The 21335-nt window shown below is 43.1% G+C and carries 20 protein-coding genes; 3 read left to right on the top strand and 17 right to left on the bottom strand.

Annotation, left to right across the window (positions count from 1 at the left end; genetic code table 11):
- Positions 1 to 3: 3 nt before the first annotated feature.
- Complete coding sequence (locus tag G5B06_RS01145; protein ID WP_173761857.1) at positions 4 to 1383, top strand: aldehyde dehydrogenase; 1380 nt, start codon at positions 4 to 6, stop codon at positions 1381 to 1383.
- Between the two features lie 115 nt (positions 1384 to 1498).
- Here G5B06_RS01145 and G5B06_RS01140 read toward each other — a convergent pair whose 3' ends face one another.
- From G5B06_RS01140 to G5B06_RS01115, 6 genes are all read right to left on the bottom strand, one after another.
- Entirely contained in the window at positions 1499 to 2239 is a 741-nt protein-coding gene (locus tag G5B06_RS01140) for a hypothetical protein (protein WP_173761856.1), read from the bottom strand.
- Between the two features lie 200 nt (positions 2240 to 2439).
- Positions 2440 to 3516 (bottom strand): M14 family zinc carboxypeptidase, encoded by a 1077-nt coding sequence (locus G5B06_RS01135; RefSeq protein ID WP_148444917.1) that lies wholly within the window; start codon positions 3514 to 3516, stop codon positions 2440 to 2442.
- Positions 3517 to 3579: 63 nt separating this feature from the next.
- Positions 3580 to 4200, bottom strand: coding sequence for a hypothetical protein (locus G5B06_RS01130; protein WP_173761855.1), 621 nt, complete (start codon positions 4198 to 4200; stop codon positions 3580 to 3582).
- A gap of 86 nt (positions 4201 to 4286) precedes the next feature.
- The gene (locus G5B06_RS01125; RefSeq protein WP_173761854.1) at positions 4287 to 5300 is read right to left on the bottom strand and encodes an SH3 domain-containing protein; all 1014 of its coding nucleotides are present in this window, start codon (positions 5298 to 5300) and stop codon (positions 4287 to 4289) included.
- A gap of 127 nt (positions 5301 to 5427) precedes the next feature.
- The gene (locus G5B06_RS01120) at positions 5428 to 5832 is read right to left on the bottom strand and encodes a hypothetical protein (protein ID WP_148444920.1); all 405 of its coding nucleotides are present in this window, start codon (positions 5830 to 5832) and stop codon (positions 5428 to 5430) included.
- Positions 5833 to 5905: 73 nt separating this feature from the next.
- The gene (locus tag G5B06_RS01115; RefSeq protein WP_173761853.1) at positions 5906 to 6592 is read right to left on the bottom strand and encodes an acyltransferase family protein; all 687 of its coding nucleotides are present in this window, start codon (positions 6590 to 6592) and stop codon (positions 5906 to 5908) included.
- A 268-nt stretch (positions 6593 to 6860) separates the two neighbouring features.
- On the opposite strand from G5B06_RS01115, the gene G5B06_RS01110 reads away from it, so the two are divergent.
- On the top strand, positions 6861 to 8321 hold the full coding sequence (locus G5B06_RS01110; RefSeq protein ID WP_173761852.1) for a helix-turn-helix domain-containing protein: 1461 nt from the start codon (positions 6861 to 6863) through the stop codon (positions 8319 to 8321).
- A 90-nt stretch (positions 8322 to 8411) separates the two neighbouring features.
- Here G5B06_RS01110 and G5B06_RS01105 read toward each other — a convergent pair whose 3' ends face one another.
- The 8 genes from G5B06_RS01105 to trpE all read right to left on the bottom strand — a co-directional run bounded on the left by G5B06_RS01105 (position 8412) and on the right by trpE (position 17163).
- On the bottom strand, positions 8412 to 10499 hold the full coding sequence (locus G5B06_RS01105; protein ID WP_173761851.1) for a hypothetical protein: 2088 nt from the start codon (positions 10497 to 10499) through the stop codon (positions 8412 to 8414).
- 199 nt (positions 10500 to 10698) lie between these two features.
- Positions 10699 to 11469, bottom strand: a complete 771-nt coding sequence (gene trpA / locus G5B06_RS01100; RefSeq protein WP_173761850.1) for a tryptophan synthase subunit alpha — start codon at positions 11467 to 11469, stop codon at positions 10699 to 10701.
- Positions 11462 to 12646, bottom strand: coding sequence for a tryptophan synthase subunit beta (gene trpB, locus G5B06_RS01095; protein WP_148444925.1), 1185 nt, complete (start codon positions 12644 to 12646; stop codon positions 11462 to 11464). The genes trpA and trpB overlap by 8 nt, the downstream gene beginning before the upstream one ends.
- A gap of 1 nt (position 12647) precedes the next feature.
- Entirely contained in the window at positions 12648 to 13286 is a 639-nt protein-coding gene (locus G5B06_RS01090) for a phosphoribosylanthranilate isomerase (RefSeq protein ID WP_173761849.1), read from the bottom strand.
- Complete coding sequence (gene trpC / locus G5B06_RS01085) at positions 13283 to 14077, bottom strand: indole-3-glycerol phosphate synthase TrpC (protein ID WP_173761848.1); 795 nt, start codon at positions 14075 to 14077, stop codon at positions 13283 to 13285. Before trpC ends, G5B06_RS01090 begins: the two co-directional genes overlap by 4 nt.
- The gene (gene trpD, locus G5B06_RS01080; protein WP_173771158.1) at positions 14074 to 15087 is read right to left on the bottom strand and encodes an anthranilate phosphoribosyltransferase; all 1014 of its coding nucleotides are present in this window, start codon (positions 15085 to 15087) and stop codon (positions 14074 to 14076) included. Before trpD ends, trpC begins: the two co-directional genes overlap by 4 nt.
- A 13-nt stretch (positions 15088 to 15100) precedes the next feature.
- Positions 15101 to 15679: an anthranilate synthase component II gene (locus G5B06_RS01075; RefSeq protein WP_173761846.1), complete on the bottom strand. Its 579-nt coding sequence runs from the start codon at positions 15677 to 15679 to the stop codon at positions 15101 to 15103.
- Positions 15676 to 17163 carry an anthranilate synthase component I gene (gene trpE, locus G5B06_RS01070; protein WP_173771155.1) on the bottom strand — a complete coding sequence of 496 codons (1488 nt, stop codon included), beginning with the start codon at positions 17161 to 17163 and terminating at the stop codon, positions 15676 to 15678. The genes G5B06_RS01075 and trpE overlap by 4 nt, the downstream gene beginning before the upstream one ends.
- 564 nt (positions 17164 to 17727) lie before the next feature.
- On the opposite strand from trpE, the gene G5B06_RS01065 reads away from it, so the two are divergent.
- Positions 17728 to 18405: a GTP pyrophosphokinase gene (locus tag G5B06_RS01065; RefSeq protein WP_173761844.1), complete on the top strand. Its 678-nt coding sequence runs from the start codon at positions 17728 to 17730 to the stop codon at positions 18403 to 18405.
- A 17-nt stretch (positions 18406 to 18422) separates the two neighbouring features.
- On the opposite strand, the gene G5B06_RS01060 is transcribed toward G5B06_RS01065, so the two are convergent.
- From G5B06_RS01060 to G5B06_RS01050, 3 genes are all read right to left on the bottom strand, one after another.
- Entirely contained in the window at positions 18423 to 19406 is a 984-nt protein-coding gene (locus tag G5B06_RS01060; protein ID WP_173761843.1) for an AraC family transcriptional regulator, read from the bottom strand.
- Between the two features lie 100 nt (positions 19407 to 19506).
- Positions 19507 to 20652, bottom strand: coding sequence for a hypothetical protein (locus tag G5B06_RS01055; RefSeq protein WP_173771153.1), 1146 nt, complete (start codon positions 20650 to 20652; stop codon positions 19507 to 19509).
- Between the two features lie 222 nt (positions 20653 to 20874).
- Entirely contained in the window at positions 20875 to 21330 is a 456-nt protein-coding gene (locus G5B06_RS01050) for a hypothetical protein (RefSeq protein ID WP_173771151.1), read from the bottom strand.
- Between the last annotated feature and the right edge of the window lie 5 nt (positions 21331 to 21335).

Here is a 21335-nt window from a genome sequence, read left to right as displayed (position 1 = left end):
TCCATGGAAAAAGAACAGATCACCCAGCTTCTGGAAAAACAGCGCCAGTACTTCTATTCCGGTGCAACTTTAAATCTCGATTTTCGTATCAGCGCCCTGAAACGCCTCCATGCCTCCATCCAGAAACACGAAGCACAAATCCATGCGGCTCTCCGAAAAGACCTGGGAAAAAGCAATTTCGAGAGCTATATGTGCGAGACTGGACTGGTGCTCTCCGAGATCACACATATGCTGAAACATATCCGCTCCTACACAAAAGAAGAAACTGTTCCCACTCCGCTGGCACAGTTCCATTCCCGCAGTTTCCGCAAGCCATCTCCATACGGAGTGGTTCTCATCATGAGTCCATGGAACTATCCGTTCCTTCTCACCATCGAACCACTTGTAGATGCCATTGCTGCCGGAAACACAGCCATCATGAAACCAAGCGCTTACTCTCCGGCAACCAGCGAAGTGATCCGCCTTCTGATCCATGAGTGTTTTGACCCTAAATATGTATCGGTTGTTACCGGCGGCCGCGCGGAAAATACCCATCTTCTCAGTCTGCACTTCGATTACATCTTTTTCACCGGAAGCCAGGCTGTAGGAAAGGAAGTCATGCGGAAAGCATCGGAATACCTCACCCCGGTCACACTGGAGCTTGGAGGAAAAAGCCCCTGCATCGTGGATAAAACCGCCAATCTCCGTCTTGCAGCCAAACGTATCGTATTCGGTAAATTCTTAAACTGCGGACAGACCTGCGTGGCTCCGGACTATATTTACTGCGACCCTGAGATCAAAGACGCCCTGGTAGCAGAACTCCGCCGCCAGATCAGCCGCCAGTATGGCAAAGAACCTCTGAAAAACCGGGATTACGGAAAAATCATCAACGAAAAACATTTCGACCGTATCAACAGCCTGATCGATCCTGCCAAAACCGTCTGTGGCGGCGGTTCCAGCCGTGAAACACTTCAGATCGAACCCACGGTTCTTGATAACGTAACCTTCGACGATCCGGTTATGCAGCAGGAGATCTTCGGCCCGGTACTTCCGATCCTCACCTACGACTCTCTCGGAAGTGCCGTAGCAAAGATCAACTCCATGGCTCATCCACTGGCCCTCTACCTCTTCACCAGCGACGAAAAAACCGCCCGGGAAGTAACTTCCCGGTGCGGTTTCGGCGGAGGCTGCATCAACGATGTCCTCATCCATCTGGCCACCAGCAATATGGGCTTCGGCGGCTTCGGCGAAAGCGGCATGGGCTCCTACCACGGCATCGACGGCTTCCGGACATTTTCGCATTATAAGAGTATTGTAGATAAAAAAACCTGGATTGATCTTCCTATGCGGTACCAGAAGTATCGGAAGGTTTATGAGAAGATGGTGCGGGTGTTTATGCGATAGATACAGACAGAGGACGATGATAGCTGCATCGTCCTCTTTTTTTCTCCCGCCTTTTAGCATTTTCTGAAGTAACTACAGATTACCCGCTGAGAGAAATGAACCGGCTTTTACTTTTTTAATATAACGTTTTCAAAGCCTCGGCCCGTACATAACCCAATTGTTTTCCATCTGTAACTTCTACATATTCAGTATCTTTGTACTCCATGCTGCTACCATAACTATATAATTTTGTGCCGGCTTTAAAACTTCCTGTTTTTACAAAGAGAAGATCATCATTTCTTATATCAACATTCTGCATTACTTCGTATTTTGGATTATTTAACTCCGCAAAAAATCCCATGTTGTTATTAAAATTGTCTTTTACGGTAATCTGAAATGTAGCAACATAGATTGCAATTACCAGAAAAATTGAAATGATATTCAAAATTGCTTCTCCCTTTTTGCTTGTAATATCTGCTAGTACTTTTATCTGTCCAGGTATTAACGCAACCTCAATCAAAACAAGACCAACAATTAATGATGTAAAAAATATATTTTTCATCAGAAAATCAAAATGTCCTATTACTATATAACTTCCTTTTGAGAGATTATCTCCCCAGGCCGCAGAATCAATCATAAGTAATACATACATAAAAATGGTCATGATCATTAAACCTTTTACACAGGTTGCTATTTTGTGTGATATTGTTTTCTTCGTAAATCCGGAAAAAAATATGTAGCCTCCACCAAAAAATGCGATTATGGCCGTAATCATAAATAATATAGGTCCTATATTACTGATGATCGTATACCCCAATCCAATTCCCAATATTGCCAGAAATATTATAAGTGCTCCCAAATCCACTATAATAAACATTTGTGTTTCCTCCCTTTCCTAATCACGTTAGTGTTTTTTGATATGTCTATAGATTAGCAGATGGATAGTCATAGTCGGGTTTTACTTTTTTTTATAAATTTTGAGAACTTTTGGAGCTGCAATCTGAATTATACAGCAGGAATTTATATAACATATAGCAAAAGGGAGAATACCTGCTGAAGTCATTCTCCCTTTATTTATCAGTCAGCACAAACACATTCTTCCCACACATTTTTATTTGCATTCCAGATCTCATCAAATTGTTCTTCCGGAACCGGAACTGTATCTCTACCTACCTCTATAGTAAGACTGGGAATTCCTTTCTGGCTGATTGCCCAGTCTTTATAACCGGCAGGGTCAAGAGACTGATAATCTGCATCCATGACATATCCGGTTAATGCTGAAATCCGCTCTCCGAATGCCTTCGTATCTTCATAAAGCTGTCCTTCCTGTCCGAAATACCAGTAAATTACATTTCCCTGTGCATGATAACTTACTGTTCTGGCAAAATTCTGTTCTTCAGTAAGTGTGATCATTGCATCTGTCTCTTTCTCACTTCCAGGATATGGTCCCTTATAATGTGACGAAGAGGGATGTCCGACAGGATCTGCATAAGAATCCCACAGTGCATCAAAATTACGGTTAAGATCAATTCCGCATCCATTTGATTTCCAGTTTATCAGATAATCTCCCTGCGCTTCCTGTCCATCAAGTGCTGCAATACCCGTCACTTTTGTTCTCATCTCTTCTGTCTGAAGTCCTGAAAGTCCCTTCTGACTTATAGCAACACCATCCGGATTTACCATAGGCATAACATGGATCTGGCAGTTTTCCCACATTTCTTTGTATGGAACTTCATTACAGGATTTCTCATCTACATTTTGTAAGTCAGATAATTGTTCATAATCATCGTTATTTGCAATATGCTCCAGGAAAGCTTCTGCCTGTTTCATTACAAGCTGACATGTTATATATTCTCTTGCGTGAATACCGGCATTAATAAAAATCTTCTTTTCCGCATTTGTATCTCCTATAACCAGATCATATAATTCCCGGCCATCTGCACTCTGTCCAAGAGAACTGATCTGAATATATGCCCCGTATTTTTCCTGGAGCTTTTCAATATCATCTTGCATATTTTCATAAGTATATTGCTCGAGATACTGATCTGCGTAAAAATCCCCTTGCATTTCATCTTCTGCCATACATGGTTTCAGCGAAATTTCTGATACCAAAGCCATAGCGCTTAAAGCCAATATATATGCTTTTATTTTCATGCTTTTATTTCATACTTTTGATCTCTTTTCTATGAAAATAATTCTCACAGATACTATTGAGGTTTACAGTTTTTTGTTTACAGTCTGTTTCATATTTGTAATAATAAATCCATTCTTATTATTTGATTTTTTGAGATTTATTTTATATGTTCCCATCAATCCATAATTTACTTTATCCCAGGAATTATAAAGATACACATTGTATGTAACTTCATATGTCTGCAAACCTGTTTTTACTATTTTACGGACAGATCCTTTAGGTCTCGCTTCTCCCCAATCTCCCATTTTATAGATGATCTTATTGTTTTTATTGTAGATCAGATAAGCTGGATTTTTGGAATAACGATATGTATTCATCTTTTTAAATGTTACTTTTGTCGTGTTAAAATACAGCTTCATTTGAGGCTGTATTTTTTTCTTAACATAAGAGAAACTTTGACCGTTTAATTTGTAGTCAGGGATAGCTACCATTGTTGTTTTGGCATAATCATCAAATTTAAACTGATAATTCCTAAGGCATCCCAAGCCCATATAATAATCAAAATTTCGCATCATTTTTGCAACTGATTTTTGATATGCTTTCGTAACATCCTTCCTGGCAAATGCTGAAGCAGAAAGTGGAAATGAAAACAACATAATCACTGATAACATTATCGCTAAAAAATATTTAAATTTCTTTTTCATTATTATCCCTCCCTCACTATACTCCCCGGTGAATATTCCTTCCCGAACATATTTATTATATTCTTACATATCATCGAACTATCTTCTTACTGAAAATCCAAATAATCCGCAAGCGCATATCCATGATTTCCCATATAATAAATTTCATAAAAACCATTTCCGGCACTTGCTACAAAGCTGACTGTCGAACCAAGTGGAATCTGGCAGATTTCGCCTGAATCTACATCCGGAGCCGGACGAAGTGTAATACTTTCTTTACAGTTTACTACACGACAGGTATCATAAGCTGAACTGTTTCCCGCAGATGACAGATAATTTGCCAATGCGTATCCATTATTTCCATTATATGAAATATAATAAAATCCATTGGAAGCTGTACTGATATAAGACACTGCCGATCCCAGTGGAATCTGACAGATTTCACTGGCAGAAGTACTTGGATTTGTTCTCAGCGTAATGCTCTGCTTGCAGTTTACAACATAATATGTCGGATAAGCTGATGAATAACTGGAAGTCACATTACCAGATGATTTATATATAGATAAATAAGACGCCAGTCCATATCCTGTACTTCCATTATAAATAATTTTATAAAAACCATTCTGAGCTGTCTCGATATAACTTACTGCTGAGCCCAGTGGAATCTGGCAGATTTCACTGGCAGAAGTACTTGGACTTGTCCGTAATGTAATGCTCTGCTTACAATTTACAACATAGTATGTCGGATACATGATCGTAGAAGGCTGTGATGAAGAGCTGTAATAAGAATCTGCCGGTTTATCTGTTGATAAATATGCTGCAAGTCCATATCCTGTTGCTCCATTGTAAACAATTTTATAAAAGCCATTCTGAGCTGATTCAATATAACTTACTGCTGAACCATAAGGAATCTGACAAAGCTCACCCGATGATACATCCGGCTGAGTGCGTAATGTAATGCTCTCTTTACAATTCATTACATAATATGTCTCATACTTCGGATAACTCTTCTGTGTTTCAGTTGATGTCTTCGCAGCTGCTGAAACAGGAACCGAAACAGTCATTCCAACAGCCAGACATAATGTTAGACAGCAACTTAAAAAAGCATTTTTTCTTCTCATATCCACACTCTCCTTGTCTTCTCAGTTTTTCAACTGTATCTTATACAAAGTATATCATTGTAATCAGCTTCATAAAAGTTACTGTTGTAAAACACCTCTGTTTTTTAAGCGAAATAATTACGGTTTTTCATCCTTCTTTACTCTCACATATCTCATCAAATTCCTCAAGAGATATCGGAGTTTTATCTCTCAGCTCATTTCCATAATGGCTGACTTCCACACCTTTCACTTCTTTTTCCGTGTACACGAAAGTCTGTTCTTCCTTAGACCTCCATACTACACTACCCCCATCTTCCAGTTTTCCGATCATATAAAACTGTGCCACCGTCGGATCACTGATCGCACTCACAGAAATCTCCGTACTGGATACGATGTTAAAAATATCTCTGACTCCATAATCATCTGGAAGTTCAACAACTATGCAGTCATCTTCCTTATCCGAAACAACAGTCTCGCTTTTTCCACATCCTGTCATCAGTGTCGCTGTAATACCCAAACATAAAATCCCTGCAAAAATCTGTGTTTTCTTCATATTTTTTTCCTCCCACCTGTTGGTATTTTTTGAAGTGACTATAGGTTACCAGATGAGAGGAACCAGCCGGGTTTTACTTTTTTTTACGATTGAATGCCGTTTTTATGGTTACAAAAACTATCGCACTGACAAGTACCACCGTAACACGGACTGTACAAAGCAACAGTGCCGCTTTTTTTGATGGACATGTAAATACGCCTGAAACAAAGTTTTTCATTGTTGGAAGCACTATACGATCCAATGCATGCATCGCATAAATATATAATGAAAACTTTCCACACCAGGAAAGAAACTTACTGGCTGTTTTATTTTTTTCATTAATAAACTGAGAAAACTTTGCTACAAAATAAGTTCCGCATACCGGGCCTGCCACAGAAATAACTCCGGTATAAGCAGCTTTATGCATTGCAACACCGCCCCACTTCGCACATATTCCCCATACGAACAGCCCCAGTATGATGCTTTCCGGAGATATTTCTTTTATATTCTTTTCAAATATCTGTTTCTTTTTCATTATGTATCCGATATGGTAAAAAAGCATTCCATACATGCCTGTCTGAATTCCAAATGGAAGCCATACCTTTTCTTTCAGCTGTGCAGCCAGAATTGCCAGCGCAATTACCAATATCCACATTGAAATATTATATTCCTCAGATACTTTCTTCACGCATAAATAGCAAATCTGACAGATAAATAACGCCACCAGAAACCATGTCATTCCAATCATTGGCACAGAATGCTTATCAATTCCTTTCGGCATATTACTTCCTGATGCATAAAAAAGTGCTCTTAAAAATTTCCATTTTCCTTCCATCCTGTTTCTTTAATGTCTTTTTTATTTTTTCAAAAAATTTCCTCTTTCTTTATACAATTTTAAGAAGCTTTTATGATAATCACAACATGGGGCGCAGTTTGTGGACAGTTTTTCTGTCTGATTTTGATGATTTTTCAAAAAAATAGACTAATTTTGTTTCCACATGTATGTTATACTCTAAATATCTACAGTATCTACGAAATGGTTTTTACATATGTCTATATTTTCTGATTTATTTAAATATTATATCCATGAGAAAAATATTAAAGTCATGTCTCTTGCTCATTACTGCAATCTGGAACGTTCTACCGTTTATAAATTCATTAACGGAAAACGTGAACCAATGTCCATGGAGCTGGTAGAGCAGATTGCCCGTTTTATACAGCTTACCCCTCCTGAGACATATAAATTTAAGGAAGCCTGGAAAATGGCACGCATGGGTGAAAATACTTATTATATCCGAAAGAGTATGGAACGTTTTTTATCCGATTTTCCCAATAAATCCACTCCGGCTTCATATAGTGCTCCTCTCCAGGAAAATATGTCAGGAACTCCTTCAACCACCCCAAACTGTCTTCTGCTGAATTCCAGGCAGGCAGTGGATTCTTCTGTTCGCCGTATCTTACTTTCCGAAGCATCAAAAAAGGACGGCCGGATTTCTCTTTTTCTGCAGCCCGACTATCCTTTCTTGCTCCATTTATTATCTACCATTCAACCTGCCGGCACCCTGCAAATCGATCATATTTTCAGTCTGAACCGTACGGCACAATTTACAGAAGCCCATGAACTTTATGAGCTTTATTATTTAAGAAATCTTTTTCCTATCTATATGAACAAACTGGATTACCGTATCCATTGCTTTTATACAAACGAGATTTCGCATTTTAAAAATCTCTCTGCACTGCCTTATATGATTCTGACTTCGGAATATGCCATTACATGTTCTTCCGATTATCAGATGGGAATTTTATATCAGGATTCGGAAATTTTACAGGCATTGTGGAATCTTTTCCGCTCCCATCAGGATCTCTGCCAGCCTGTATTCCAGACCTTTCCCATCGTTGCAGATGATCTTCCGTCCCTTTTCCAGTTTGTTGCAAACACAAGGGCTTCTGCCGATGTATCAATTTTCATTCAACCTGAAGCATGTATTTTACCATTTCTGCGAAGAGATCTGCTGGAAGAGATTTTTAATTACAATATTCCCGGAGCAGATGCTGTTATCTCTATGGCGGATACTTTATTTATCGATAATATGCAACGGATCAAAGATGAAAAATTTATCATATACTTTACAGAATATGGTATGACACGCTTTCTGCAGGATGGATTATTCGAAGAAATCCCATCCACGTTTTACCATCCTCTGACTGTGAAACAACGTATCCGTATCCTTCATGAAATAACTCAGTGTTGTCAGAATGGTACTTATCGGATCCTGAAAAAACCTTTGAATCATCTTTCTGAAAATCTTCGAATGGCTCTTTGTGGAAATACGTGTTCTCTTACCTATCAGACAAATGCAGGTGAGCATATGTGCTTTGCCATTACAGAACCTTTTATCCTTCAGATTTTTCAGGATTTCCTGACAGACATGGATTCGGATGTCTATTACACGCCGGATGAGGCTGTTGCGATCATTGACCGTATGATCCGGCAACTGGAGGCAAAATAATATATGAGAAATCAAAAAGAATGCCGTTACATCATTTCATTCATTTGATGACAGAACAGCATTCTTTTTATTTATAAATAATATTCCCTTCTACTTCTTAGTCGTAACAGTCTTAGCCGCAGACCATGCAGAATAGTATGTTTTTCCATTAAGTTCCTTATATGTTCTGACCCGGACGTAATACTTTTTGCTGCCAGTCAGCCGCTTACAAGTTTCTACTGTCTTCTTGTTATTTTTGACAGATACAGTTGTTCCATTGGAAAAATTGGAATTTCTTGAATACTGAATCTGATATCCTGTTGTTTGTACAGACTGTTCTTTCCATCTTACCCGAAATCCTTTTGATACAGATGCAATTGCTGCAATGGATGTTGCAGCCGGTTTAATTACAAACTGCTTGGTAACAGATCCCTGATAGTAGCTGCCTTTAAAAGTTACTTTTATCCCATAACTTCCGACATTTTTTCTGCCGGATGGGTAACTTACCGTGTAATAAGAGGAATTGATTGCCGCACCATTGCTTCCCTTTACAACTACAGATGGTTTTCGCACTTTTCCATTGTATGTACAACTTGACGGAGACAGTGAAATTTTGTTCGCCGCATAAAGAACTGTCGTTCCGTTAGTGGCGCCGCAGGAACAAGTCTTTACGATCTTTCCGTTGGCTTTCGGAGTTGCTTTTGTAATAACATTTTTATAAGCATGCGTATGAGACGGATTTATTTTAATTGTGTAATCTACACTAGAATAGCCACTTCCGTCTTTCGCTACCTTCAGATAATAGGTTCCTGCTGAAAGACGGATCTTTGGCATGGTTTTCGAGGAATCAGTTCCTCTCAAATCATAAGTCTTCAGCTTCGAAAAACTTGAATTGTACAGATCGACACACCAGTAGTATCCATTTGATTCCATATATTTATGAGTAAATTTTAATGAAACAGAATCTATTTTTGATACTTTAAATTTATACCAGTCCACATCCGAGTATTTCATTATGCTTCCATAATATGTTTTATTGATACTGATTGTATTTGCGGAATTGTAGTCATCATTAAACTCTTTTTCCCAGACACTTGATGCAGTATAGTTTATTTTTACATTATAGTTTACTTCTTTATACCCACTTCCACCTTTTTGCACTTTTATATAATAAGTACCTGCCGGAACACCAATATTTTCCCCGGTAGCTGAAGTGTTATTTCCCTGATAATAATAGTAATTCAGACAGTTCATTTCCGGGTTATACAAGTATGCTTCCCAGTAATTTCCCGATTCTTCCACATAATCATGGCCAAATTTCAGTGAAATATATCCCGGACTTGATATTTTAAATTTATACCAGTCTACATCCGAATATTTCATTATGCTTCCGTAATATGTTTTATTGGTATCCAGAGTCATAACATTTGGTGAAGAATAGGTATCGTTGAACTCTTTTTCCCAGATACTGGATGAAGTATAATTTACTTTTATGTTATAATTAACGTCTTTATATCCACTTCCGCCTTTTTTTACTTTTATATAATAAGTACCTGCCGGAACGCCGATGTTTCCTCCTGTGACCGATGTCTCTGTGCCACGGTAATCATAACTGTTTAAACAGGATTTATCCATGTCATAAAGATATGCCTCCCAGTAATTTCCTGAGGAATCCACATAATCATGGGTAAATTTAAATGAAATATATCCTGGATTCGATATCCGGAATTTATACCAGCTAACATCATCATAACTTTTTATATAATCTGTATAGGTTGCATTCACACTGATAACCGATGCTGTATCTGCTGTCGTGTTATTCCCGGATATACTGGTTCCTGCCGCATCCGTTGTAAATTCCGGCTCTTCCAGTTCAATCTGCTGTGAAGATTCCAGCTGCATCTCATCCGTTTCCGAATCTGAAAAATCATCGGTAATGTCTATCTCTTCCACTTCACTCTCCGGATTTTCCAGATCTGGCTGTTCTCCCACAATTTCCAGATTTTCCTCTTCGCTGTCGTTTTCCGTTTCTGTAGCAGCCGGTTCTGTTTCTTCCTCTTTCGCATCTGCAAAAACTTCCGCACTGTCGAAATTTTCTGCCGGAACATCCAGCTCCTGCGCGCCGGCAATAACAGGCTGAACAGCAAGCGTAAGTGTCAGCACTACAGAAGCAAACTGTTTTAATCTTTTCTTCTTCATTCGCAAAATCCTCCTTTTTTCAGATATGTCTTGTGCAAATTATACCATCATTGTCAAATATTCACAAGATTCTTTGTGCACTCAGCAAGATATCTTATAATTTTCCTCTACAATCCTGAATACAAAAAAATCTGTTCTACATGATCTCTCAGTAAAACAGATTTTTTCTTCAACTATATATGTGTCCGTAACAGATAACTTATCTTAATGCATCCTTCATCTCTTTCACATACGCCTTTACCTTCGGCACACAATCTTTGCCGTATGTTCCGCAGAGTTTTACTATGGCCGAACCAACAATGGCTCCGTCAGACTGATCGGCCATTTTTTTTGCCTGCTCCGGGGTAGAAATTCCGAATCCTACCGCACATGGAATATCTTTCTGGGATTTTACCAGTTTTACCATGGCTCCGATATCCGTTGTGATGTTGGTACGCATTCCGGTAACACCCATGGATGATACGCAGTATACAAACCCTTCTGCCTCTTTTGCGATCATGGCGATCCGCTCATGGGAAGTCGGTGCAATCAGGGAAATCAGATCCAGGCCGTACTGTTTGCAGACAACGTCGAACTCTTCTTTTTCCTCGAAGGGAACGTCCGGAAGAATCAGTCCGTCCATTCCAACTTCTGCTGCTTTTTTGATAAAGCGCTCAGTTCCGTAGGAAAATACTACGTTGGCATAGGTCATAAATACCATTGGAATTGTTGTTTTTTTACGTATTTTTTCTACCATTGCAAAAATTTTATCTGTGGTAACGCCTCCGGACAGTGCCCGGACATTTGCCTCCTGGATCACCGGTCCCTCTGCGGTAGGGTCTGAGAACGGAATTCCAAGTTCGATCAGGTCTGCGCCTGCTTCTTCCATTGCATATACCAGCTGCTCGGTAATCTCCAGTGACGGATCTCCGCAGGTTAAAAAAGGAATAAATGCCTTTCCGTTTGCAAATGCTTCTGTGATTCTACTCATGAATATCCTCCCCTCTGTAGCGGGCGATTGCCGCACAGTCTTTATCTCCACGTCCTGAAATGGTAACTACCATGATCTTGTCTTTTCCAAGTGTTGGTGCGATCTTTTTTGCGTAAGCTACTGCATGGGCACTTTCAATTGCAGGAATAATTCCTTCTGTTCTGGAAAGATACTCAAATGCGTCTACTGCCTCGTCGTCAGTTACCGGCACATATTCCGCTCTTCCGATATCGTAAAGGTGTGCATGCTCCGGTCCTACCCCCGGGTAATCCAGACCTGCGGAGATGGAGTATACCGGTGCGATCTGTCCGTATTCATCCTGGCAGAAATAGGATTTCATGCCATGGAAAATTCCAAGACGGCCGGTTGCGATGGTTGCTGCTGTCTCTGCGGTATTCACACCGCGGCCTGCTGCCTCGCAGCCGATAAGCCGGACATCTTTGTCCTCAATAAAATTATAAAAAGTTCCGATGGCATTGGAGCCGCCGCCTACACAGGCCAGAACAACATCCGGAAGCCTGCCTTCTTTTTCCAGCATCTGCTCTTTGATCTCCTTGGAAATGACTGCCTGAAAATCACGGACGATAGTTGGGAACGGGTGTGGTCCCATAACAGATCCCAGTACATAGTGGGTATCTGCAATACGGTTTGTCCACTCACGCATGGTCTCGGAAACGGCGTCTTTTAAAGTTGCAGTTCCGCTTGTAACTGCATGGACTTTTGCACCGAGAAGACGCATTTTGTATACATTCAGTGCCTGGCGCTCTGTATCCTCTTTTCCCATGAAAACCTCACACTCCATGCCCATCAGTGCTGCTGCGGTTGCAGTTGCCACGCCATGCTGACCTGCGCCGGTCTCTGCAATGACACGGGTCTTGCCCATTTTTTTTGCCAGAAGCACCTGACCTAATACGTTGTTGATCTTGTGTGCACCTGTGTGGTTCAGATCCTCACGTTTCAAATAGATTTTGGCTCCGCCCAGATCTTCGGTCATGTGTGCCGCATAGTAAAGACGGGAAGGTCTTCCTGCGTATTCATTGAGAAGCTCTGTGAGCTCGCGGTTGAATTCCGGGTCGTTTTTGTAATGATTGTATGCTTCCTCAAGCTCCAGAACGGCGTTCATCAGTGTTTCCGGGATGTACTGTCCGCCATGGATGCCGAATCTTCCTTTTGACATGTTAAAAATCCTCCTTTATGTTCCTCACGGTCTGTACCGCTTTTGCTATTTTATCCGGGTCTTTGTGACCGTCGGTTTCTACACTGCTGCTTAAGTCTGCTGCCCAGGGATGCAGCATTTTTATGGCTGTTTCCAGATTGTCACATCCCAGGCCTCCGGCCAGAAACCAGGGACGCTTTATAGCCGGTACCAGATTCCAGTCAAAGGTCTCTCCGGTGCCCCCGGATCCCTGATCCAGAAGAATGTAATCTGCTTCCGAACGGATCGCACTCTTTACATCTTCTTCTGTTTTTATGGAAAAAGCTTTTATCAGAAGCTGGTCCGTCATAGTCTTAAGCTGTCTGATATACGCCTCGTCTTCCTGTCCGTGAAGCTGTGCCAGGGCAATGGTTCCTTCATTTAAAAGCTGTGCGGGAAGCTCCACCGGTGCATTGACGAATACGCCTACCGGCAAAATGCTTTCATCCAGTTTTTCTCTGAGCTGCCGCAGCTGATCTACTGTGACGTTTCTCCGGCTTTTCGGGAATTCTACAATGAATCCTGCAAAGTCCGGTTTCGCTTCGTTAACTGCCTGGATATCTTCCGGGCGGGTCAAGCCGCAGATCTTGATCCTGGTTCTTTTCTTCAATGCTTCTTTCATCTCAGTACTCCACCATTTAACTCTTCCAGCGCTGCTTTTTTATCCAGGCTTCGCATCAGTGTCTCGCCGATCAGGACCGCGCCTACCCGGTTTCTTTCCAGAATAGCGATGTCTCCGGCGTTTTTGATTCCACTTTCCGAAACAAATACCACATTGTCCGGTGCCAGGTTTCGAAGACGGATGCTGTTATTCATATCAACTTTAAAGGTTTTCAGATCCCGGTTATTTACACCGACGATCTTTGCTCCTGCTTTCAGTGCCCTTGCCACTTCTTCCTCGTCGTGAGCTTCCACCAGTGCATCCATTCCCAGCTCTTCTGCCAGCTCCCGGTATTCCCGGAGTTCCTGATCATCCAAGATGGCACAGATCAGAAGCACTGCCGATGCGCCGAATGCTTTTGCCTGATAGATCATATACTTATCCACCGTAAAGTCTTTCCGGAGAACCGGGATATCCACCATTTCCGTGATCTCACGAAGATAAGTATCCCTTCCCATGAAATAAAAAGGTTCTGTAAGACAGGAGATTGCGGATGCGCCTGCTGCCTCGTATTCTTTCGCAATTTCCAGATATGGAAAATCTGCTGCGATCAGTCCCTTGGAAGGGGAAGCTTTTTTTACTTCGCAGATGTAGGACATGCCCGGTTTTTTCAGAGCTTCCAGAAAAGAGGGCTGCTGCGGTGCTTTTTCTGCCAGAGTTTTTAGCTGTTCCAGAGGAAGCTGAAGTTTTTCCTTCTGGATACGTTCTCTTGTTTTTTCTGCGATTTCTTCCAGAATGTTTTTTTCACTCATTCTTTGTTTGTCTCCTCCACAAATTCCCGAAGTTTGGCTGCTGCAGCTCCGCTATCAATCAGATTTTCTGCCATCTTCACGCCGGCTTCCAGGCTCTCTGCTTTTCCTGCAATATAAAGTGCGGCACCTGCGTTCATGCATACAGCCTGACGCTTCGGTCCTTTTTCGGTTCCGTTTACAATGGCTTTTGTAATCTCTGCGTTTTCTTCCGGTGTGCCACCTGCAAGTTCCTCTTTGCTGCAGCGTGTGTAACCGAACTGCTCCGGTGTGATCTCGTAGGACTGGAACCATCCGTCTTTGATCTCGCATACGGAAGTCGGTGCACTCATGGAAATCTCATCCAGACTGTCCTGTCCAAAAACAACCATTCCACGGTTCACACCAAGTTTCATCATAACCTGCGCCAGCGGCTCTACCAGAGACTGATCGAAGACTCCCATCAGCTCCATGTTTGCGCCTGCCGGGTTGCTTAATGGTCCAAGGATATTGAATACTGTACGGATTCCCAGCTCTTTTCGGATCGGTGCCACATATTTCATTGCAATGTGATAATTCTGTGCGAACAGGAAACAGATGTTGATCTTTTTCAGGATCTCAGCGCTTTTTTCCGGTAGGATGGTGATCTTTACGCCAAGGGCTTCCAGAACATCTGCGGCTCCGCTCTTGGAGGATGCTGCACGGTTTCCGTGTTTTGCAACCGGAACGCCGCCTGCCGCGATCACAAGGGAAGAAGTTGTGGAAATATTGAAGGAGTTTGCTCCGTCACCGCCGGTTCCCACGATTTCCAGAACATCCATGTCGTGGAGAAGTTTGATGCAGTGTGCACGCATACCTGCTGCGGATGCTGTGATCTCATCAATGGTTTCGCCTTTCATGGAAAGTGCGGTAAGGTAGGATGCCATCTGTACCGGTGTTGCCGCTCCGTCCATGATCTCATTCATTACAGCTTCTGCTTCATCATATGTAAGGTCCTGTTTTTTTGAAAGTTTAATGATTGCTTCTTTGATCATTGTGGTTTCCTCCTTATTTCTCTCTGACAACTTTTATAAAATTCTCGATCATCGTTTTTCCATCTGGTGTCATAACCGATTCCGGATGAAACTGTAATCCGAAAATCGGATATTTTTTATGTTCCAGTGCCATCACCTCGCCGTCCTCAGACTCTGCGGTGACAACCAGTTCTTCCGGTAATGTATCCCGGATTGCTGCCAGTGAGTGATATCTTGCTGCCAGGAAAGTTTCCGGCAGGCCCTCAAACATCTGACTCTCACCAACTTTATGGATTTCCTTCTGCTTGCCGTGCATCAACTCTTTTGCATAGGAGACGGTTCCTCCAAATGCTTCACAGATGGACTGATGTCCAAGGCAGATGCCCAGGATCGGCAGTTTGTCTTTGAAATATTTTATGGATTCAATGCAGATCCCTGCATCTTCCGGACGTCCCGGGCCCGGGGAAAGGATCAGGGCTTCCGGCTTCATGGCCTCCAGCTCTTCGATGGTCACTTCATCATTTCTTACGACCTTGATATCCGGTTCCACAGAACCGATCAGCTGGTAAACATTATAGGAAAAGCTATCATAATTATCGATCAGTACTATCATTCCAGTCCCTCCTGTGCAGTTTCGATTGCCTGTACAACGGCTCTTGCCTTGTTGCAGCATTCCTGGAATTCGTTTTCCGGAACACTTTCTGCCACGATTCCGGCTCCGGACCGGATGCAGATCTCGCCGTTCTTTTTATAAACCAGGCGGATGGCAATGCAGGTGTCCAGGTTTCCGGCGAAATCCAGATATCCGATGGCGCCGCCGTAAATACCTCGTTTGCTCTGTTCCAGTTCCTGGATGATCTGGCAGGCACGGAACTTCGGTGCTCCGGAAAGGGTTCCTGCCGGAAGGATGGCATCTACTGCATCCACCGCATCTTTGTCATCCCGGATCTGTCCGGTAACTGTGGAACCGATATGCATAACATGGGAAAAACGCTCGATGCACATATATTTTTCTACGTTTACGGTTCCGATCTTGCTGATCTTTCCGATATCATTTCTTCCAAGATCCACAAGCATGTTGTGCTCGGCACGTTCTTTTTCATCGGAGAGAAGGCCTTTTTCCAGTGCCTGGTCTTCTTCTTTTGTCTTGCCCCTTGGTCTGGTTCCTGCTAACGGGAAGGTGCTTAATTCCGTTCCGGTAAGCTTGGCCAGTGTTTCCGGGGATGCTCCTGCGATCTCAATATCATCGCTGGAAAAATAAAACATATACGGAGAAGGATTGGTAGCCCGGAGAACGCGGTAAGTATCAAACAGGCTTCCTTCAGCTTTTGCCCGCATCGGGTTGGAAAGGACTACCTGGAAGATATCTCCCTCACGGATGTAATGTCTTGCGGTTTCTACCATCTCACAGTATTTTTCTTTTGGGAACTGTGGCTCAATGGAAGATTTAAGTTTCAGGGACGGAAACTCATCCTGTTTTCCGTTTCGGATCAGATCTGCCATCTCTTTTAACTTCTCTTCGGCTTTCCGGTAGGAATTTTCCAGGTCATCCGTCATCACACCGGTGATCAGAAGTACCTTCTGTCTGTAATGATCAAAAGCGATTACCTGGTCAAAAAGCATCAGGTCCATATCCCTGAAATCCTGTACAGTCTCATCGGTAAGTTTCAGCTTCGGCTCGCTGTACTTGATGTAATCGTAGGAAAAATATCCTACCAGACCACCGGTGAATGTAGGCATATTTTCCAGCACCGGACTTTTGTATTCTTTCAGGATCTGGCGGATGGCATCTCCAGGATGCTTTACCTGCTGTACAGTTTTTTCTTCGGTTCCGTCCTCGTGGATCTTTCGGATCTGAAGATTTCCGTCTGTACAGGTGATTTCCATAGATGGCTCATATCCCAGGAAGGAATAGCGTCCCCATACTTCTGTCTGGCTTGCACTTTCCAGAAGATAACAGTGTCTGCTGGCTGTGCGTAAGGTTCTCATGACTTCTACAGGTGTGTAGCGGTCGGAATACAGCTCGTGGCATACGGGGATGCGCCGGTATTCGCCTGACTGTGCGATACTTTTGAGTTTTTCTAATGTTGGATACATATACAGGCCCTCCTGAGTTTTTTTCATTCCTGTGCCGGAGACGTTGGAACGGTACGATACGGAAAATTCGCGATCCACATTCACTACTTGTTCATGCATTCCAGTTTTGAAAAAATTGGAATTCAAAAAACGCCCGTCTCCGGCAGAATCTGGTTCTGCCAGGGACGAGCGTCAAATTCCAAATCACCCGCGGTGCCACCCTGATTCACGGTTCGATCCGTGCACTTAGCGGAATACCTACATATTCCCGGCAACTGACGTATGCCTTCACGTCACAGAATACTCGGTATCCATAACACCTTTCCCTGTGCCCTCTGCGGTCCATTTGGTAAACTGCTTCTCGGCCCGGCTCTCACCCTCCCGGACTCTCTGTGCGCGCATGAGTACCTTTATCTCCGCTTCAACGGTTTAGTGGTTTACTCGATTAAATTTTTTATATAAAATAGCACAGGATTTTTAATATGTCAATACAAAAGTTGAAAAAAATGTCATTTTATTCTATAATTGTGATAGTGTGATTATCACAAAACCTACCTAAGAAGGGAGTTTTACCAGAAAAATACCATGGCTGAAAAAAATACAAACACCTGGCTGGATACCCCAGATCCACAGGTTTTTATCAAAAATTCTGCAAGATTCAATGATCTGATGATGATGTACCGCTGTACTGTCCGTGAGGTACGTACCAAACTGGAAGTTCTCAATGATGAGTTTTCCGTAGAATATAAACGTAACCCGATTTCCTTTATCAAGACCAGAATCAAAAAACCGGAAAGCATCTACAAGAAATTAAAAAAACTGGGCTATGACTTCACTGCCGAAAATATCCAGAACCAGCTCAATGACGTAGCCGGTATCCGTGTTGTCTGTGCTTTTATTGATGATATCTACACCATTGCAGACCTTATCGCCAAGCAGGATGACATCACCGTCATTCAGGTAAAAGACTATATCAAAAATCCCAAGCCAAACGGTTACCGCAGCTATCACATGATCGTGGAAATCCCGGTGTTCTTCTCCAAGGGAAAAACGCCCATGCGCGCGGAGATCCAGATCCGTACCAATGGAATGGATTTCTGGGCTACACTGGAACATCAGCTCCGATATAAACAGGATATTGAAGAAATGGATGGTTACGAGGAAGTCAGCAGCGAGCTTCTGAACTGTGCCCGCGCTGTCATTGATATGGATAATGAAATGCAGCGAATCAAAGATAAAATCGGACGGTTCCATGATATCTAAAGTTAAAGCAGGTAAGATTATAATCTTACCTGCTCTTTTTCACTGTTCTTTACCCGGAACGCCCGCGGTGTCATATGATAATGTTCTTTAAACACTCTGTGAAAATAACTGTTATTCTCATACCCTACAGCTGCAATAATATCACTGATGGGAAGGTCCGTCTCACACATCAGCTCTACTGCCTTATTCAGGCGTTTTCTCTGAAGAAGTTCCTTGAAATTAAATCCTGTGGTCTTTTTGATCATCTTGCTGAGCACATGCATAGGCAGATGAAGCCTGGTGCACAGCTCCGTAAGGGTAGCTGTCCGGTACTTCTGCTCAATATAGTCCAGTGTTGTCATGGAGATCATATTTTCGTACTGATTGGGAAGGCGCATCTCCACATACTGTACGGATTCCACCAGATACATAAAGATCAGGCCCATGGTGGTCTGGTTGATCCGTTCCCGGTTTTCTTCGCCATTTACAAGAGAATAGATGATATTTTCCAGAAGGTTCTGGATCTGCATGACTTCCGCGACCTTAAAGTGGAGATATTCACCCCGCTCTTCATCCTGGCGCAATACATTCACCAGAAAATCTGCCAGCATGTTGTCATTCCCTGTCATGGAATAGGCCACATCAAAAAACTCCGGCAACACCATAAAATTGATGGCAATATCATTCTGTCCCGCTTTCAGGATCTCATGTTTCGTAAACTGGTTGAGAAAAAGCAGCTCCCCTTTATTCACCACAACTTTTTTTCCATCGATGATATTGGTCAGCGATCCCTCGCACACATACAGCACTTCCACAAAATTATGCCTGTGCGCCGGGAAATGCACAAAACGAGTATGGGTACGCACCGCAATCAGTCTGCCTTCTTTCAGCATCTTTCCACTGTCTACGGTAAAATCTCTTCCGGATGTATAGAGATCTTTATCTACCTCCGCTTCCCCATCCAGGATTTTTCGCTCTTCTTCGGTTATTTTTCTCAGCTGATCCAGTAATGCCTGCTGCATAACGCACCTCCATCGCTGCTTTTCTCTATAGCAAAACAGGAGATCACAAAATGCAATCTCCTGTCTGTAAATTCAGTTCTTATATGCTTCTGCCTGTAAATCAGTCGTCACGACGTCTTAAACGCAGTGCAAAGAATGCCATTACTGCATCTAACAGTGCAAATACAACCAGAATTCCATAACGTGCGATATGAGAATTATCTGCAGTTTTTACCTCATCGGAAGAAGATGTGGATGTTGTGTTATTGGAAGTTGTGTTTGTAGTTGTTCCGTTAGTTGTTGTTCCATTTGTGGTAGTTCCATTACCGCCATTGGATCCGTTATTGGTTGTTCCAGGTACCGGTGTTGCTGTTCCTGTTGGAGTTGGTGTTGCTGTTCCTGTTGGGTTCATTGGTACCGGTGTATCTGTTGGCTCTGGTGTGTCTGTCGGCTCTACAGATGGGTCCGGACTTACACTCGGGTCCGGGCTTACACTTGGGTCTGGGCTTACACTCGGGTCCGGGCTTACACTTGGATCCGGGCTCACACTCGGGTCTGGGCTTACGCTTGGATCCGGGCTCACACTCGGGTCTGGGCTTACACTTGGATCCGGGCTCACACTCGGGTCTGGGCTTACACTTGGATCCGGGCTCACACTTGGGTCTGGGCTTACGCTTGGATCCGGGCTTACACTCGGGTCTGGGCTTACGCTTGGATCCGGGCTTACACTCGGGTCTGGGCTTACGCTTGGATCCGGGCTTACACTCGGGTCTGGGCTTACGCTTGGATCCGGGCTTACACTCGGGTCTGGGCTTACGCTTGGATCCGGGCTTACACTCGGGTCTGGGCTTACGCTTGGATCCGGGCTCACACTTGGGTCTGGGCTTACGCTTGGATCCGGACTTACACTCGGGTCTGGGCTTACGCTTGGATCTGGACTCACACTTGGCTCAGGACTTACGCTTGGCTCTGGGCTCACACTTGGCTCCGGAGCCGGAATCTCATCATACCCACATCCCAGTACAATATCCATACCTGAGCAAGGAATTACATATCCTGCTGCCCAGTTAACTCTGAATCCAAGGTTCGGACAGTCATTTGTCCAATCCCAGTATGTAAAGGATGTAGAGAATGTAATAGTTCTTACATAAGTTGCGCCCGTATCCGGGTCAACAAATGTAACATCCTTAGTTACACTTACACTATAAACAGCTGGTGCTTCCTTCGTTCCAACCGGATAATTTCCAGGAACACGGATCTGTGCCATTCCGCTGACACCAACACTTCCACTGAGGGAAGACTGGTCTGCTGAGAAACCTGCATCTCCGGAAATGGATGCATTGGCAATATCCTCAAATGTCAGGATTACCGGCTGTGTGATAGTCTTATCACCAACTTTCAGTGTTGCAGCTGTAAGTGCTCCGATATCGATATGATCTACACTTCCAGTTGTGCTTAAACCTAAAGACTGCGGATCTGCTTCTTTACCTTATGCATCCTGTGCATCTGCATCATTGTCCTCTACTCTGTCTGCTTTCTGATCCTCATCTGTGGAATCTTCATCCTCAGCAGAGTCCTCTGCATCTGTGGAATCTTCATCCTCTGTAGAATCCTCTGCATCTGTGGAATCTGTATCCTCTGTAGAATCTTCTGCATCTGCGGAATCTGTATCCTCTGTGGAATCTTCTGCGTCTGCAGAATCTTCTGTATCTGCGGAATCTGTATCCTCTGTGGAATCCTCATCCTCTGCAGAATCTTCCCCATCTGTTGAATCTTCTTTTTCATCTTTCGCAGCGGCTTTCTTTACACTGCTCTTTTCTGCTTTTGTGGAAGAATATTTAGCTGTTTCTGTCGCACCCATGGCAACGCTTCCGCCCTGCATAAGCAGTGCAGCGCCCATCAGGCAGGCAGCAACTTTCTTCCAGCCAGCCCATTTCTTAAACATTGCTC

This window comes from Blautia luti (assembly GCF_013304735.1).
Classification (GTDB): domain Bacteria; phylum Bacillota; class Clostridia; order Lachnospirales; family Lachnospiraceae; genus Blautia_A.
Note: the sequence above shows the minus strand (reverse complement) of the source record. Positions and strands in the feature narration are given on the sequence as shown.

Excerpts from the sequence above, each read along its gene's own strand:
- G5B06_RS01145 (WP_173761857.1), top strand. The coding sequence starts at position 4 with ATGGAAAAAGAACAGATCACCCAGCTTCTGGAAAAACAGCGCCAGTAC.
- G5B06_RS01140 (WP_173761856.1), bottom strand. The coding sequence starts at position 2,239 with ATGTTTATTATAGTGGATTTGGGAGCACTTATAATATTTCTGGCAATA.
- G5B06_RS01135 (WP_148444917.1), bottom strand. The coding sequence starts at position 3,516 with ATGAAAATAAAAGCATATATATTGGCTTTAAGCGCTATGGCTTTGGTA.
- G5B06_RS01130 (WP_173761855.1), bottom strand. The coding sequence starts at position 4,200 with ATGAAAAAGAAATTTAAATATTTTTTAGCGATAATGTTATCAGTGATT.
- G5B06_RS01125 (WP_173761854.1), bottom strand. The coding sequence starts at position 5,300 with ATGAGAAGAAAAAATGCTTTTTTAAGTTGCTGTCTAACATTATGTCTG.
- G5B06_RS01120 (WP_148444920.1), bottom strand. The coding sequence starts at position 5,832 with ATGAAGAAAACACAGATTTTTGCAGGGATTTTATGTTTGGGTATTACA.
- G5B06_RS01115 (WP_173761853.1), bottom strand. The coding sequence starts at position 6,592 with ATGCCGAAAGGAATTGATAAGCATTCTGTGCCAATGATTGGAATGACA.
- G5B06_RS01110 (WP_173761852.1), top strand. The coding sequence starts at position 6,861 with ATGTCTATATTTTCTGATTTATTTAAATATTATATCCATGAGAAAAAT.
- G5B06_RS01105 (WP_173761851.1), bottom strand. The coding sequence starts at position 10,499 with ATGAAGAAGAAAAGATTAAAACAGTTTGCTTCTGTAGTGCTGACACTT.
- trpA (WP_173761850.1), bottom strand. The coding sequence starts at position 11,469 with ATGAGTAGAATCACAGAAGCATTTGCAAACGGAAAGGCATTTATTCCT.
- trpB (WP_148444925.1), bottom strand. The coding sequence starts at position 12,646 with ATGTCAAAAGGAAGATTCGGCATCCATGGCGGACAGTACATCCCGGAA.
- G5B06_RS01090 (WP_173761849.1), bottom strand. The coding sequence starts at position 13,286 with ATGAAAGAAGCATTGAAGAAAAGAACCAGGATCAAGATCTGCGGCTTG.
- trpC (WP_173761848.1), bottom strand. The coding sequence starts at position 14,077 with ATGAGTGAAAAAAACATTCTGGAAGAAATCGCAGAAAAAACAAGAGAA.
- trpD (WP_173771158.1), bottom strand. The coding sequence starts at position 15,087 with ATGATCAAAGAAGCAATCATTAAACTTTCAAAAAAACAGGACCTTACA.
- G5B06_RS01075 (WP_173761846.1), bottom strand. The coding sequence starts at position 15,679 with ATGATAGTACTGATCGATAATTATGATAGCTTTTCCTATAATGTTTAC.
- trpE (WP_173771155.1), bottom strand. The coding sequence starts at position 17,163 with ATGTATCCAACATTAGAAAAACTCAAAAGTATCGCACAGTCAGGCGAA.
- G5B06_RS01065 (WP_173761844.1), top strand. The coding sequence starts at position 17,728 with ATGGCTGAAAAAAATACAAACACCTGGCTGGATACCCCAGATCCACAG.
- G5B06_RS01060 (WP_173761843.1), bottom strand. The coding sequence starts at position 19,406 with ATGCAGCAGGCATTACTGGATCAGCTGAGAAAAATAACCGAAGAAGAG.
- G5B06_RS01055 (WP_173771153.1), bottom strand. The coding sequence starts at position 20,652 with ATGGCACAGATCCGTGTTCCTGGAAATTATCCGGTTGGAACGAAGGAA.
- G5B06_RS01050 (WP_173771151.1), bottom strand. The coding sequence starts at position 21,330 with ATGTTTAAGAAATGGGCTGGCTGGAAGAAAGTTGCTGCCTGCCTGATG.